The following is a 15,523-nucleotide window of genomic DNA, read 5'->3' as shown; positions in this document are numbered from 1 at the left end:
AGGTGATGGTGGGGCTCTTTCATTCGGTTTGTTGACCGAAAGGTCAGAAAGGCTTGACGCGATTATGCTTTTGTATACAAGAAATGCAACAGGCAATTCCATAGCCGCCGCGTATTACCTGACTCAGCTTGCGATGTGGCAGGCGAAAGCGTGCGTATTAGCGTGGCTGCTTGAGTTATAGAAATATTCTTGGTGCGCAGATTGTGCACAATAAAACGCGCTTTATTTGCTTGTTTCGTATTGGCGTCTCCCAGCTGCGTTACGAAAGGCAGTAAAGTTCGAACCTGCCGACCCCTCCGACGCGAGTCACCATGAACGAACAGTTGCAGCCTTTGAAAAAGCCGACACGAAGCGGCAAGGCCCGTACCGGGACCCAGGACGACATCGTTTACGCCCATATCTTTGATGCAATCCTTGAACAGCGACTGGCGCCGGGCACCAAGCTCAGCGAAGAGGCGTTGGGCGAGATCTTCGGTGTAAGCCGCACCATCATTCGCCGTGCCCTGTCACGGCTCGCCCATGAAGGTGTAGTGCTGCTGCGGCCGAACCGCGGCGCGGTGGTTGCCAGCCCGAGCGTTGACGAAGCGCGGCAGATCTTCTTTGCCCGGCGCATGGTCGAGCGCGCCATTACCGAACTGGCTGTGCAGCACGCCAGCGCCGACCAGCTGAGCGAACTGCGGCAGATGGTGACCGATGAGCAGGATTGCTTTGCACGCGGTGATCGTGGCGCGGGGATTCGTCTGTCCGGCGAGTTTCACCTGAAGCTGGCCGAGGCCGCTAAGAACGCTCCGCTGGTGAGCTTCCAGCGCAGCCTGGTGTCGCAAACCTCGCTGATCATCGCGCAGTATGAAAGCGGCAACCGCTCGCATTGCTCGTTTGATGAGCACAATGAATTGATCGACGCCATCGCCGCGCGCGACAGCGAAAAGGCGGTGCGCCTGATGATGCATCACATGGATCACATCGACAGCAAACTCAACCTCGATGAAGAAAGCGCGTCGGACGATCTCCATGCGGTGTTTTCGCACCTGGCTTTGGCGAAAAAGAAGCCACGTACCGCTCGCTAGATATTCCACCTGTTCCCGCGCCGATGCGTTCTGCGTCGGCGCTTTTATGGCCACACCCGCCAATTGATTCTGCTGATCAGTGTGCCGAGCGTTCCTGCAGCACCATAGTTACGCTTGTATCCCCTATGCCGCTCTGCGCATAACGCCGCAGCTGCTTGCTGCCACCGCATCAACTCCACACAAACATATTGAATGACGTGTCACGCATTGCACGACAGTTGCTCGATACGCATAGCGTTATGTTATAACTCATACATAAGTGCGGGTTGATGTCGCTCGTTGCCGAGCTGGTAGCAACTGAAGTTGCTGACAGAACAAGAGGTACGTTGTCGATCCGCTGATTTTTAATCTTCGAGGTGATGATGATCGAGTGTCATGGCTTGCAGTGGGGCGCTGGCGGACGCGCCCTTACGCCGCCCCTTGACTTGCAACTGACCGCAGGCAGCCTAACGGCCGTGATCGGTAGCAACGGTTCCGGAAAGAGCAGCCTGCTTAAGGTAATCGCGGGGTTGGATCGACCACTGGCAGGGAACATCAGTCGCGGTGTCCCGCTTATGGGCGGCATGGCCTATTTGCCACAGCAGCAGCATGTGGATCGGCAGTTTCCCATCCGTCTCGCCGAGCTGGTGAGCGCTGGCTTCTGGCGCAGCCGTCTCGGACGTAGCGAACAGCGCAAGCGTCTGCACCAGGTATTGGCGGATTGGGGATTGCTCGAGTTGCAAGCGCAGGGACTTCATGCGCTCTCCGGCGGCGAGTTGCAACGCGCTTTGCTGGCGCGGCTGAGCCTGACCGACGCCAAGGTACTGCTGCTCGACGAGCCGGAAGCGGCGCTCGACGATGTCGGGCTGCGTCTGCTCTGGCAGCACGTCGAGCGTTGGCAGCACGAGGGCAGGACGCTGGTCCTAGTCAGCCATAACCTTGCCGGCCTCAGCCATCGCAACTGTGATGGATTGCTGATCGCTCGCAACGGCTGCATCAAGGCACCGATCCGCCAGTTCGCGGCCGAGCGGCAACAGCTTGGGCAGGTCGCGTGACGCCGGAAATGTTCTGGGCCCCGTTCGGAGAGTTTGCATTCATGCGCCGGGCCTTGTTTGGCGGCGTAGCGCTGGCTTGCAGCGCAGGACCGCTGGGCGTGTTTTTGATTCTTCGACGAATGAGCCTGATGGGTGATGCCATCGCTCACGGCATCCTGCCGGGCGCAGCATTGGCTTTCTGGCTGTTCGGCCTGAGCCTGCCCGCGCTGACCGCAGGAGGCTTGGTGGCCGGCCTGGGGATGGCTGGCGGGGCTGCTTGGGTCACGCGGCGTACTGGGCTGCGTGAGGATGCCAGCCTGGCTGCGCTGTATCCGATTTCGCTGGCCAGCGGCGTGCTCCTGCTTGGATTGGCGGGGCGCAAGCTGGATCTGTTGCACCTGCTATTCGGCTCGGCGCTGGCGGTCGATACGACCACGCTGTACGGGATGCTCGGCACCGCGGTGTTCAGTCTGGTGGTGCTCGCGCTGAGCTATCGCGCCCTGGCGCTGGACAGCCTCGATCCGCTGTTCCTGCGCAGCATCAGTCGCTTTGGTCCATTGGCGCATGCGGCCTTCCTGACGCTGGTGGTGCTCAATCTGGTCATCGGCTTCCAGGCCATCGGCGCGCTGATGGTGGTGGGGCTGATGATGCTGCCCGCCGCCGCGGCCCGTTTCTGGAGCCGCCGACTGCTGGTCCTGCTACCGCTTGCCGCGCTGATGGGCGCGGTGTGCGTGTGGCTGGGGCTGCTGCTTTCCTTCTACGCCAGCTTGCCCAGCGGGCCGTGCATCGTGCTTCTGGCCGGCGCTTTCTATCTGTTTTCGGTGGTAGCCGGCCCGGTTCACGGTCTGCTGCGCTCGACGTCTTTTCCAATGACCGTTTGAGGTGTTGATCATGCGTTACCTGCTTTTTGCGCTGGCCCTGTGGCTCCCATTCTCGCTGCACGCGGCTGACAAACTGAACGTGGTGACGAGCTTCAGCATCCTGGCGGATCTGACCCGCGAAGTGGGTGGTGACCATATCGAGGTCATCAATCTGGTTGGCGCCGATGCGGATGCGCACCTCTACGAGCCCAGCCCGGACGATGCGAGAGCGCTGCTGCGTGCTGACCTGATCATCGCCAACGGGCTGGGATTCGAGCCCTGGCTGGAGCGATTGCTGAAGAGCAGCGAGCCCACAGGCAAGCGCATCGATGCCAGTGCGGGCGTGGTTCCGTTGATGCTGGAGGAAGACGGTGAACGAGTGCCGGATCCGCATGCCTGGCAGAGCCTGACCAATGCCGAGATATACGTACGCAATATCGCCAAGGCACTCGGCGAGTTGGACCCTGCCAATCTCGATGTTTACAACGAACGCCGCGATGCTTACCTGACCCGCCTGCATGCGTTGCTCAAGAAAGCGGATGCCCAGATTGCCGGTTTACCCGCAAGCCAGCGCAAGGTAGTGACCAGCCATGATGCATTCGGTTATCTTGGGCAGGCCTGGCAGTTGGAATTCATCGCACCGCAGGGGTTGTCCACCCATGACGAGCCTTCGGCAGCTGAAGTGGCGGCCTTGATTCGGCAGATACGCAGCGAAGGCGTGCGGGCCGTATTCGTCGAGAACATCCGGGACCCGCGATTGATCCAGCAGATCGCCGACGAGGCCGGCGCTACGGTCGGCGGCACGCTGTATTCGGATGCACTGGCCAGTGAGGGGCCGGCCAGTACCTATCTCGGGATGTTCGAGCACAATCTGGACACCTTGATGGCCGCATTGAAGCCGTAGGGCGGATCGCGCTTCACCGGTCACGCGTCCATTGAGCGTGGCGCAACTTGGTGGTGGATGTGAAAGCGACATCCACCCTTGTATCTCGACTACCACGCTATGTTGGGGTGATAGTTCCCGACTGATCATCGGGGGAAGGTCAGAAAGCCGTATCCACCCTTAGGCTTTGAGCCTGCGACGTAGATAGCGCTGCGGCCTTCCATACTCACTCTTACAGCTCGAACGGTATCCAGAGCCCGCCTCCGGCGAGAGCTCGCATCAGCAAGGTAGAGCTGAGTGAAGTGTTGATCTTTCTGAACCAGCAGGAGGAGTTCTTATGCCCAGCGTCATCGGCATCGATATCGCCAAACGCACGTTCGACATCGCCACCCAGCAACCCAATGGCAAGTACCGCACCAAGGCCAAATTGCCAAACGAGGTGGCCGGTTTCGAAGCGCTCCAGCAGTGGCTGCTCAAGCACGCCAATGCCCAAGCCTGGATCGTGATGGAAGCGACCGGCGCTTACCATGAAGCGCTCGCGACCTGGTTTCACGATAAAGGCTATCAGGTCTGCGTGCTCAATCCTGCACAGGTCGCCTATTACGCCCGAAGCCAGCTCCAGCGCGTAAAGACCGACAAAGTCGACGCCAAACTCATCGCTGAGTATGGCGAGCGGCACCAGAGCGATCTGCGGGCCTGGCAGCCTGAGCCTCCCGCCGTCCGGCGCTTGAAAGCATTAGTGCGGCGCTTGGAGGATCTGCAGGAGATCCAACAAATGGAACGCAACCGCCTGGATCTGGCCGACGCTAGTGTGCAGGCTTCAATCTACTCAGTGCTGCACCATGTCGAGCGGCAGATCGGAGAGACGCTCCGTGCGATCCGAGACCACATCGATGATGACCCGGACCTGCGCAACAAACGCGACCTGCTGACCAGCATTGATGGCATCGGCGAGCGTTCCGCAGCCCTGTTGCTGGCTGAGCTGGGCGATCCGTTACGCTTCGCCAGCTCACGCGCGATAACCGCTTATGCCGGGCTGAACCCCCGCCTTCAGGAGTCTGGCTCCTACAAAGGCCAGACGCGCATATCCCGCACAGGATCGTCTCGCTTGAGGGCTGGGCTCTACATGCCGGCGGTCTGCTCGCTCACACACAACCCGGCCATTAGTGCTCTACGCGAGCGTCTGAGTGCAAAAGGAAAATCCGGAAAACAAATCGTCTGTGCAGCGATGCGCAAGCTGCTGCACATCGCCTATGGGGTACTTAAATCGGGCCAGCGTTTCGACCCTCAACTGGCCCTTGCTCGGTAATGGGGAAGACGGTATCTACGAGCTGCATGCCAGTACAGGCATAGGGTGGACCGGCGGCGTTCCGTTGCCATGAAGTAGGGTGGGCTTTAGCCCACCAATCGTTGGCGGCCCCGTCGCGGTGGGCTGAAGCCCACCCTACAGTGGACGAAGCCCGCGGTGCGTTACGCGGTCTTCACTTGTGGGGCTGCGTAAGGTGGGCCGGGCGGCGCTCCGCTTTAGCCAACCTGTTTCGCGTGTCTCAATACTCGCGGCATCGAAACCCATTTGCACAGCGGTATTCGGCTTACGCTTTCCGGTGCACCGAAACCCCTGCCGCATAGGTTTCCTTCACCGCGCGGTCATCACCCAGAATCATCAGGGCGAAGAGTTTTTCCTGCAGCGTAGTCGCCTGGCTCAGGCGGTAGCTGATCAGCGGAGTGGCCTTGTAGTCCAGTACGACGAAGTCGGCGTCCTTGCCCGGTTGCAGGTTGCCGATCTTGTCGTCCAGATAGAGCGCGCGCGCGCCGCCGAGGGTCGCCAGGTACAGCGCCTTGAACGCATCCAGCTTCTGACCCTGCAGCTGCAGTACCTTGTAGGCCTCATTGAGGCTTTGCAGCTGCGAGAAGCTGGTGCCGCCGCCGACATCCGTACCCAGGCCCACGCGTACGCCGTGACCTTCCAGCTTGGCCAGGTCGAACAGACCGCTGCCGAGGAACAGGTTAGAGGTGGGGCAGAAGGCGACTGCCGAACCGGTCTCGCCGAGGCGCTTGCATTCGTCATCGCACAGGTGGATGCCGTGGGCGAATACTGAGCGCGCGCCGATCAGGCCGTGGTGGTCGTAGACGTCCAGATAACCCTTGCGCTCGGGGAACAGCTCCTTGACCCATTCGACCTCCTGCTTGTTCTCGGAGATATGAGTGTGCATGTAGAGGTCGGGGAATTCGGCGAACAGCTTGCCGGCCAGGGTCAGTTGCTCGGGTGTGCTGGTCGGTGCGAAGCGCGGGGTGACGGCGTAGTGCAAACGGCCTTTGCCGTGCCAGCGCTCAATCAGTTCCTTGCTGTCGGCGTAGCCGGACTCGGCCGTGTCGGTGAGGAAGTCCGGCGCGTTGCGGTCCATCAATACCTTGCCGGCGATCATGCGCAGGTTGAGCTTTTCGGCTGCTTCGAAGAAGGCGTCCACCGATTGCTTGTGCACCGTACCGAACACCAGCGCCGTGGTGGTGCCGTTGCGCAGCAACTCGCCGAGGAACAGATCGGCTTGCTCGCGTGCGTGGGCCATGTCGCTGAAGCGCCCTTCGTTGGGGAAGGTGTAGGTTTCCAGCCAATCCAGCAGTTGCGCGCCATAGGAGCCGATTACCCCAACCTGCGGGTAGTGGATATGGGTATCGATAAAGCCTGGGGTGATCAGCGCGTCGGGGTATTCGACGACTCCAGTGCCGGCGGACAGAGTCGGCAGCAGTTCGGCCGCGTTACCCACCTGGACGATCTTGCCGTCCTCGACGACCAGCAAGCCGTCTTCAAAATACTCATGGGACTGCTCTATGCCCACCTCGCGCGGATCGGCGAGGCAGTGGAGCAGGGCGGCACGGTAGGCTTTGGTTTGGGACATGGTGGTTCTCAAAAATCGTGGTGTAAGTGTTCCGGCCCGGAACCAACGGGTGATTCCAGAGGCTTGGGTTCTATTCGTAGGAGCCAGCTTGCTGGCGATCCTGTCGCGTTGAGTTCATTCGTGAGCAATCGCACTCTTACGCTACGAGCTGTGATGCCTTGGGCATCAACCCATTTGCGAACGCCGCGAGGCCGGAACCAGCATGGGCACCGGTTTTTCGCCATCCGCGGTTTTTTTACCGAAGTTGGCGTTGTAGATGGCGATCACCTCGCCGGCGATGGATACGGCGATCTCCACCGGCAATTTGCCCTTCACTTCGGCAATACCCATCGGGCAGCGCATGCGCTGCACCCTTTCCGGCTGAAAGCCACGGTCGCGCAGACGGTGCTCAAACCTGGCGCGCTTGCTCTTCGAGCCAATCAGCCCGTAGTAGGTGAAATCGTTGCGTTCGAGGATGGCCGCGGTCAGTTCCAGGTCGAGCTGATGGTTGTGGGTCATGACGATGAAATAACTGCCGGCGGGCATGTTTTCCACCTCGTCGACCACGTCGTCATTGACGACCTTTTCCACCCCGGCAGGAATCTGGGCCGGAAATTCGCTTTTCCGCGAATCGATCCAGCGCACCTTGCACGGCAGGCTGGCGAGCAACTGCACAAGGGCACGACCGACATGGCCGGCGCCAAAGACGGCGATATGCGCCTGCGGCTGACCCATGGGCTCGAACAGCAGTACCGTGGCGCCGCCGCAGCATTGGCCCAGGCTAGCACCGAGGGAGAAGCGTTCGAGACGGGTGTCGCGGCTGCGGTTCTCCAGCATCTCCCGGGCAATCTGCTGCGCCTTGTATTCCAGATGGCCGCCGCCGATGGTGTCGTACAGCCGCTCGCGGCTGACGACCATCTTCGAGCCGGCATTGCGCGGCGTCGAGCCGCGCTCCTCGATGATAGTCACCAGCACGCAGGGTTCGCCTCTTTGTTGCAGGTCGGCGAGCGCGTCGATCCAGGCCGTGTTGCTCATGTTTATGTCCCTCGTAGGGTGGAAGACCGCGAAATGGCTTCCACCAAAACGATCAAGTTGTGTCGATGGTGGACAAGCAAAGCGTTGTCCACCCTACGTCAGGCCGGTGTAGCTCGTAGGGTGGGCTTCAGCCCACCATTGAGTTTCAGGCTGGCGTGGTTTCGGTTGCCGGAATGGCCGCAGCAGCCCGCTTCAACTTACGCATCTGCTCCACGCCCCATAGCACCCGCTCGGGGGTGGCCGGTGCGTCGATTTTCGGCTGAACCTTGTAATCAGCCAGGCTCGCCACGGCGTCTTTGATCGCACACCAGACCGAAATCCCGAGCATGAACGGCGGCTCGCCGACAGCTTTGGAATGGAACACCGTGTCCTCGGGGTTCTTGCGGTTCTCCACCAGCTTGACCCGCAGATCCAGCGGCATGTCCGCCACGGCCGGCACCTTGTAGCTGGCCGGGCCGCTGGTCATCAGCTTGCCCTTGTCGTTCCAGACCAGCTCTTCCATGGTCAGCCAGCCCATGCCCTGGACGAAGCCGCCTTCGACCTGGCCGATGTCGATGGCTGGATTCAGCGAGGCGCCCACGTCATGCAGGATGTCGCTGCGAAGCATCTTGTACTCGCCGGTCAGGGTGTCGACGATCACCTCGGAGCACGCCGCGCCGTAGGCGAAGTAGTAGAACGGCCGGCCGCGCGCCAGGCTGCGGTCGTAGTAGATCTTCGGTGTGCGGTAGAAACCGGTGGACGACAGCGACACCTGCCCGAAATAGGCCTGCTGAATTAGCTCGTCAAACGACAGGTACTCGTCGCGAATGCGCACTTGGCCGTTCTTGAACTCAACATCTTCCTCAGTGACCTTGAAATGCCGCGCGGCAAATTCGATCAGGCGCTGCTTGATGGTTTGCGCAGCATTTTGCGCCGCCTTGCCGTTGAGGTCGGTGCCACTGGAAGCGGCGGTCGGTGAGGTGTTCGGCACCTTGTCGGTATTGGTCGCGGTGATCTGGATGCGGTCGATGTCGACCTGGAACACTTCGGCCACCACCTGCGCGACTTTGGTGTTCAGGCCTTGGCCCATCTCGGTGCCGCCGTGGTTTAGGTGGATGCTGCCATCGGTGTAAACGTGCACCAGCGCGCCGCCCTGATTGAGGAAGCTGGCGGTAAAGCTGATGCCGAACTTCACCGGGGTCAGTGCTAGGCCTTTCTTCAGGATCGGGCTCTTGGCGTTGAACGCGCGGATTTCCTCGCGGCGGCGTGCATAGTCGCTGCTGGCTTCAAGCTCGGCCGTCATCTCCTCGAGCATGTTGTGCTCGACGGTCTGGTAGTAGGGCGTGACGTTGCGCTCGGTCTTGCCGTAGTAGTTGCGCTTGCGCACATCCAGCGGGTCCTTGCCCAGCTCGCGGGCCACCGCGTCCATGATCTCCTCGATGGCGACCATGCCTTGCGGGCCGCCAAAGCCGCGGTAGGCGGTGTTCGAAGCCAGGTTGGTCTTGCAGCGATGGCCATTGATGGTGGCATCGCCCAGGTAATAGGCGTTGTCGGAGTGGAACATGGCGCGGTCGACGATGGAACCGGACAGGTCCGGTGAGTAACCGCAGTTGCCGGCCAGGTCGATCTCGATGCCGTGCAGCAGGCCATCGTCATCGAAGCCGACGTCGTATTCGACGTAGAAGGGGTGGCGCTTGCCGGTCATGGTCATGTCTTCCATGCGTGGCAGACGCATCTTGGTCGGGCGGCCGGTGAGGTGCGCGATCACCGCGCACATGCACGCCGGGCCGGCTGCCTGGGTTTCCTTGCCGCCGAACCCGCCGCCCATGCGACGCATGTCGATGACGATCTTGTTCATCGAGACGCCGAGCACTTCAGCGACCAGCTTCTGCACTTCGGTTGGGTTTTGCGTCGAGGTGTAGACGATCATGCCGCCGTCTTCGGTGGGCATCACCGAGGACACCTGGGTTTCCAGGTAGAAGTGTTCCTGCCCGCCGATGTGAAGGCTGCCTTGCAGTCGGCGCGGCGCGGTGGCCAGTGCCGCGCTGGAGTCGCCGCGCTTGTGGGTATGGCTGTCGAGCACGAAGTGCTTCTTGCGCAAGGCATCGACCACGTCGATCACCGGTTCCAGATCTTCGTATTCGATGATGGCGGCCATGGCGGCCTTACGGGCGGTTTCCAGGCTGTCAGCGGCAACGGCGATGACCGGCTGGCCGACGTATTCGACCTTGTCGTCAGCGAGTAGCGGATCACCGGGCAGGACGGCGCCGATGTCCAGCTGGCCAGGCACATCCTTGGCGCTGATCGCGATAGCGACGCCCGGCAAGCTATAGCAAGGGCTGGTATCGATGCTGATGATACGGGCATGGGCACGGTCGCTCATGCGGGCGTACACATGCAGCTGGTTGGGAAACCCCAGACGGTCATCGACATATACCGCTTCGCCGGTGACGTGCTTGGGCGCGCTGTCATGCTTGACGCTGCGGCCCACGCCGGTGACCAGGTCCTGTGTGAACAGGGCTGCGATTTCTTCCTGAGTTTTGGTTGGCTTATGCATAGGAAGTGACCCTCGTCTCGTACGCCGGCGCTTGTTGTTCGTGGAAGCATTTGCGCAGCAGGTTCTGCGCGACCAGCAGGCGGTACTCGCGGCTGGCGCGGAAGTCGGTCAGCGGTGTGAAATCCTGGCTCAAGGCTTCGCAGGCCCGTTCGATGGTGTCTGTATTGAACGGCGCGCCGATCAGGGCGCGTTCACAGGCAACTGCGCGCTTTGGAATGGCAGCCATGCCGCCGAACGCAATGCGGGCGTCATCGATGAGGCCACCTTCAAGTTTCAGATCGAAAGCTGCGCAGACGGCAGAGATATCATCGTCCAGGCGCTTAGAGACCTTATAGGCGCGGAACACCCGGTTCGGCTGGGCGCGCGGCACGATGATCTTTTCGATGAACTCGCCCTGTTCACGTGCGGTGACCTTGTAATCGATGAAGTAGTCCTGCAGCAGCAGAATGCGGCTGTTGGCACCCTTGCGCAGCACTACCTGCGCACCCAGCGCGATCAGTAGCGGCGGCGAGTCGCCGATGGGGGAGGCGTTACCGATGTTGCCGCCCAGGGTGCCCTGGTTGCGGATCTGCAGCGAGGCGAAGCGATGCAGCAGTTCGCCGAAGTCCGGGTATTCCTTCGCCAGCACTTCATAGCAGTCGGTCAGCGGTGTGGCTGCACCGATCTCGATGCTGGTGTCTGTCACTTCGACCTTCTTCATCTCGGCGATATGCCCGACGTAGATCATCACCGGCAGTTCGCGGTGGAACTGGGTGACTTCCAGCGCCAGATCGGTGCCGCCAGCGAGCAGGCGGGCTTCGGGGTTGGCGCCGTAGATCTCCGCCAGGTCGCCTACCGTCAATGGCGACAGGCAGCGCTTGTCGCCGCTGTTCAGCTCGGCGGTTTCGCGCGGCTCGATGGCTTTGAGCTGGGCGATCGTCTCGGCTTCACGGGCATCGAACTGGTCCGGCTGCTTGCCGCAACACGCCTGCTCGGCAGCTTCGAGAATCGGACGGTAGCCGGTGCAACGGCAGAGGTTGCCGGCTAACGCTTCATGGGTGTCCGCCTTGTCGTAACCGTCCGCCGACTTCTGCAGGGCGAACAGGCTCATGACAAATCCGGGCGTGCAGAAACCGCACTGCGAGCCGTGGCAATCGACCATCGCCTGCTGAACGCTGTGTAGTTGGCCTTGATGCTTGAGGTCTTCCACGGTGATGAGTTGCTTGCCGTGCAGCGCGGAGACGAAGGTCAGACAGGAATTGAGCGTGCGGTAGCGCAGCTTTTCTCCGTCCAGCTCTCCGACTACGACGGTACAGGCACCGCAATCGCCGGATGCGCAACCTTCTTTGGTGCCGGGCTTGCCGCGGTGTTCACGCAGGTATTCCAGCACGGTGGTATTCGGATCGAGTGTCTGCTCACGGCGCAGTTCTCGATTGAGAAGAAACTGGATCAAGGCGGGCCTCCGGGGCATTTTTGTTCTGGGCTCTGGCGGTGGAAATTATCGTTATCTGACTTTTCGGTCAAGAAATTACTGACTCAAAAGTCAATGCGTCCGATGGACAGACCTTGGATGACCACATTCAACGCCAAATGGCAGGTTTGAATACGCCTTGAGTGTGGCTCGGGCAGACAGTTCTTGCTGCCTGGGGCGACAGGCGTGGAGTCGGCGAAGCGAGAATGGCTTTGTTGGGGGCGGGTTGGATGAGCCCGCTCCTACGCTTATGCCGCTTAGTCTGTTGGTCTCAAGGATTACCGCATCAGATGCAAAAAGCTGACCAGCTGGACAGTTACGGAAGCTGTTCAGCGCCCTGGCGGCGTTCTAACGCTGCGCTTGGCTCCGCCGAGCCGGAACGGTGCATGCGAAGCGTCGTTTGCTACGGCTTAGTGCGTCGGATCATCAAGCGTCTAGGAAACTACGGTGAGCCTGGCCAAACCCTGAGCAGCGTCCATTTTGGCGTCTTGTCGTAGCCGCATTGCGGCTGCACAGGAAGTTCTGACCACCTTGCGCGACGCCTGGCCAGCCGCAAGCAGTCAGCGGTTAACATTGCGCTTGATGCCGCGCTGTCTACGGTGATTCGGGCAGCCGATCATCGAAGCGTTGGCGCTGTTATAGTAGCCAGCCGTTTCAGGCAGTGATGACGCCGGCGCAGCTAACCGTCGTTCTGATCACTATCATTTTTGCCGTTATCAATTTGAACGAAGGTGAAACTTACGCGATCGAGGGACGACCCTGTTCGTGCTGTTCGCCTCCTTCATTGTGCTTGCGCTGATCGGGCTATGACCTGCTCAGTCGTACGGAAACCTCAATGACGTTGCGTATTTACCTCGCCGGCCCCGGTGTGTTCCGGTCGGACGCGCTTGAACATGGTGAGCGGCTCAAAGCGTTGTGTAGCGAGTTCGGCTTCATCGGTTTGTATCCGCTGGATAAGCAGGTGCCGAACGGGATCGAGGCACCGCGTCAGCAGGCAGCCTGGATCTACCGGGCTAACCTGGACTTGCTCAATCAAGCCGATGCGGTGCTTGCCGATCTGAACTTCTTTCGCGGTGGTGAGCCGGACAGCGGCACCAGTTTCGAAGTCGGTTATGCCGTGGCACAGGGCAAGCCGATCTATGGCTATCTGGAGGGGGAGGGCAGTTATGCCGAACGCTTGCAACGTCAGCATCCGCAGCTCTGTGGCGTGCCTGGCCTCGACTGCGATGGGTTGCAACTGGAAGCGTTCGACCTGCCCCTGAATCTCATGCTGGCTGTGCCCACTACGCTGATTTGCGGTGGGCCGCGTGAGGCTCTGCAGTGCATGGCCAAGGCGCTGCGCCCAACGCCGCATGCATAGACGCGCCTGAGCAAACTGGCCGTCCGACCTGGCCCGGCAGTTTGCTTTTGACCCGCGTGTTTCGCTCAAGATTGGTTTATCGAAGAACTGAGAAGCTGGCTGCTCAGTCCTGACGCCGGCGAGCGTCGTGGCTCGCCGGTCATACGACTCGCCAGCCCTTGAGCGAAACCTCTGCCTCGGGACTAGCCCGCGATCAGTTCGCGTGCGGCCTGACTGTGGTTGGCAATCAGTTCGGCCACGTCCAGACCGTCGATCTGGCCATCGATCACGCGCCACTTCCCGCCGACCATCACCCGATCCGCACGGTCGGCACCGCATAGCAGCAGGGCCGAGATCGGGTCGTGGCTGCCGGAAAAACGCAGTTCGTCGAGTTTGAACAGGGCCAGATCGGCTTGCTTGCCGACAGCCAGCTCGCCCACATCGTCGCGTCCCAGTAGCCGTGCCGAGCCGCGGGTCGCCCAGCCCAGAGCCCGCTCAGGCGTGATCTCTTCGGCACCGTAGCGCAGCCGCTGGATATATAGCGCCTGCCTGGCTTCAAGAATCATGTTCGAGGCATCGTTGGAGGCCGAACCATCCACGCCGAGGCCAATAGGCGCTCCCGCCGCTTCAAGCGCCACGGTTGGGCAGATGCCTGAGGCCAGTCGCATGTTCGAGCACGGGCAATGACAAATGCCGGTGCCGGCCGCGCCGAGGCGGGCGATTTCCTCGTCGTTGAAATGAATGCCGTGCGCCAGCCACGTCCGCTCCGATAACCAGCCAACGCTGTCCAGGTAGTCCACGGTGCGCAGGCCGAAGCGCTGCAGGCAGAACTCTTCTTCGTCCAGGGTTTCAGCCAGGTGCGTGTGCAGACGCACGTCGTGGTGTTCGGCCAGCGCGGCGCTGGCGCGCATGATTTCCGGGGTAACCGAAAACGGTGAGCAGGGCGCTAGGCCGATCTGTATCTGCGCACCGGCGCCTCGTTCGTGATAGAGGCCGATCAGCCGCTCGCTGTCCTCAAGAATCGCTTCGGCTGTCTGTACGGTATGTTGCGGCGGCAGTCCGCCTTCGGCTTCGCCCAGGCTCATGGAACCCCGGGTGAGCATGGCGCGCATGCCCAGCTCGCGGACAACGTCGATCTGTATGTCAATAGCGTTTTCGAGGCCATCCGGAAATAGGTAGTGGTGATCCGCCGCGGTGGTGCAGCCGGACAGCAGCAGCTCGGCCAGTGCCACCTTACTGGCGAGCGCCAGGCGATCCGGTGTCAGGCGGGCCCAGACCGGATACAGGGTCTTCAGCCACGGAAACAGCGGCTGGTTGACCACGGGGCCCCAGGCGCGTGTGAGGGTTTGGTAGAAATGGTGGTGCGTGTTGATCAGCCCCGGCAGCACGACGTGCTCTCGGGCGTCGAAAGTGCTGTCGACGGCGAACGATGGCGATTGCCCGGCGCCGAGCATTTCGACAATGACGCCTTGGTCGATCACCAGCCCGCCTGGGGCTTTGTGATCGTTGGCGGTGTAGAGGGCGAGGGGGTTCTTGATCCAGATACGGCTGGCAGTCATGGCCGGCTTCTCCTGAGTTGAGTTCAGAATTGCCAGCTCAGTTATGCCCTGTCTGCTGATCCAGGGGGCTCGTCGGGACACCCTGGTGGGCGTCGGGAATGACGTGACGCGGAGCACGATAAAGGCTCCGTCCGCGCTTGTCATCCCTTGCGTGCGAACATGAAAAAGCCGGGCAAGTGCCCGGCTTTTTCCCCATCCCAGAATCAGCCGCCCAGGTAGGCGTCGCGGACCTTGGGGTTGACCAGCAGCTCTTCGCCACTGCCCTGCATGACGATATGACCGTTCTCCAGCACGTAGGCGCGGTCGGCCAGCTTGAGCGCCTGGTTGGCGTTCTGCTCGACCAGGAAGATGGTCACGCCGTCTTCACGCAGCTGCTCGATGATGTCAAAGATCTGCTGAATGATGATCGGCGCCAGCCCCAGCGATGGTTCGTCGAGCAGCAGCAGCTTGGGCTTGCTCATCAGCGCGCGGGCAATGGCGAGCATCTGCTGCTCGCCGCCGGACATGGTGCCGCCACGCTGTTGGAAGCGCTCCTTCAGTCGTGGAAACAGCAACAACACCTTGTCCAGCTGCTCCTGGAAATCCGCCTTGTTGGTGAAGAACCCTCCCATGGCCAGATTTTCCTCGACCGTCAGGCGGGCAAAGATGCGCCGCCCTTCGGGCACCACGGCAATGTCCTTGCGCATGATGTCGAAGGTCTGCTTGCCGACCAGCTCTTCGCCCTCGAAGCGGATGCTGCCTTCGGACGCCATGGGCGTACCGCAGAGCGTCATCAGAAGGGTCGATTTACCGGCGCCGTTTGCACCGATCAGGGTGACGATCTCGCCCTTGCGGACTTCGACATTGACGTTATGCAGCGCCTGGATCTTGCCGTAAAAGGTCGAGACGTTTTCGAAATACAGCAT

Annotated in this window: 12 protein-coding genes; 6 read left to right on the top strand and 6 right to left on the bottom strand. The window is 61.0% G+C overall.

Going from position 1 to position 15,523, the window contains the following annotated elements:
• Nucleotides 1-311: 311 nt before the first annotated feature.
• The 5 genes from C1896_16640 (at nt 312) to C1896_16620 (ending at nt 5,132) form a co-directional block, all read left to right on the top strand.
• On the top strand, nt 312-1,067 hold the full coding sequence (locus C1896_16640) for a GntR family transcriptional regulator (protein ID AZZ46394.1): 756 nt from the start codon (nt 312-314) through the stop codon (nt 1,065-1,067).
• Nucleotides 1,068-1,423: 356 nt separating this feature from the next.
• On the top strand, nt 1,424-2,101 hold the full coding sequence (locus C1896_16635; protein ID AZZ46393.1) for a manganese ABC transporter ATP-binding protein: 678 nt from the start codon (nt 1,424-1,426) through the stop codon (nt 2,099-2,101).
• Between the two features lie 8 nt (nt 2,102-2,109).
• Nucleotides 2,110-2,961, top strand: coding sequence for a zinc ABC transporter permease (locus tag C1896_16630; protein ID AZZ46392.1), 852 nt, complete (start codon nt 2,110-2,112; stop codon nt 2,959-2,961).
• 10 nt (nt 2,962-2,971) lie between these two features.
• On the top strand, nt 2,972-3,844 hold the full coding sequence (locus C1896_16625) for a metal ABC transporter substrate-binding protein (GenBank protein AZZ47710.1): 873 nt from the start codon (nt 2,972-2,974) through the stop codon (nt 3,842-3,844).
• Nucleotides 3,845-4,160: 316 nt separating this feature from the next.
• Entirely contained in the window at nt 4,161-5,132 is a 972-nt protein-coding gene (locus C1896_16620) for an IS110 family transposase (GenBank protein ID AZZ46391.1), read from the top strand.
• Nucleotides 5,133-5,415: 283 nt separating this feature from the next.
• Here C1896_16620 and guaD read toward each other — a convergent pair whose 3' ends face one another.
• The 4 genes from guaD to xdhA form a co-directional block, all read right to left on the bottom strand.
• The gene (guaD, locus tag C1896_16615; GenBank protein AZZ46390.1) at nt 5,416-6,720 is read right to left on the bottom strand and encodes a guanine deaminase; all 1,305 of its coding nucleotides are present in this window, start codon (nt 6,718-6,720) and stop codon (nt 5,416-5,418) included.
• A gap of 165 nt (nt 6,721-6,885) precedes the next feature.
• A complete protein-coding gene (gene xdhC, locus C1896_16610; protein ID AZZ46389.1) occupies nt 6,886-7,734 on the bottom strand; it encodes a xanthine dehydrogenase accessory protein XdhC in 849 nt (282 codons plus the stop codon).
• Nucleotides 7,735-7,879: 145 nt separating this feature from the next.
• Nucleotides 7,880-10,270: a xanthine dehydrogenase molybdopterin binding subunit gene (xdhB, locus tag C1896_16605; GenBank protein AZZ46388.1), complete on the bottom strand. Its 2,391-nt coding sequence runs from the start codon at nt 10,268-10,270 to the stop codon at nt 7,880-7,882.
• Nucleotides 10,263-11,702, bottom strand: a complete 1,440-nt coding sequence (gene xdhA, locus C1896_16600) for a xanthine dehydrogenase small subunit (GenBank protein AZZ46387.1) — start codon at nt 11,700-11,702, stop codon at nt 10,263-10,265. Before xdhA ends, xdhB begins: the two co-directional genes overlap by 8 nt.
• An 853-nt stretch (nt 11,703-12,555) precedes the next feature.
• On the opposite strand from xdhA, the gene C1896_16595 reads away from it, so the two are divergent.
• Nucleotides 12,556-13,080: a nucleoside 2-deoxyribosyltransferase gene (locus C1896_16595; protein ID AZZ46386.1), complete on the top strand. Its 525-nt coding sequence runs from the start codon at nt 12,556-12,558 to the stop codon at nt 13,078-13,080.
• Nucleotides 13,081-13,262: 182 nt separating this feature from the next.
• On the opposite strand, the gene C1896_16590 is transcribed toward C1896_16595, so the two are convergent.
• Both C1896_16590 and C1896_16585 read right to left on the bottom strand, forming a co-directional pair.
• Entirely contained in the window at nt 13,263-14,618 is a 1,356-nt protein-coding gene (locus tag C1896_16590; protein ID AZZ46385.1) for an 8-oxoguanine deaminase, read from the bottom strand.
• A 203-nt stretch (nt 14,619-14,821) separates the two neighbouring features.
• A complete protein-coding gene (locus C1896_16585; GenBank protein AZZ46384.1) occupies nt 14,822-15,523 on the bottom strand; it encodes an ABC transporter ATP-binding protein in 702 nt (233 codons plus the stop codon).

Source organism: Pseudomonadaceae bacterium SI-3 (assembly GCA_004010935.1).
Taxonomy (GTDB): Bacteria; Pseudomonadota; Gammaproteobacteria; order Pseudomonadales; family Pseudomonadaceae; genus Stutzerimonas.
The sequence above is the reverse complement of the archived record's forward strand: the minus strand, read 5'-3'. Positions and strand labels throughout refer to the sequence as shown.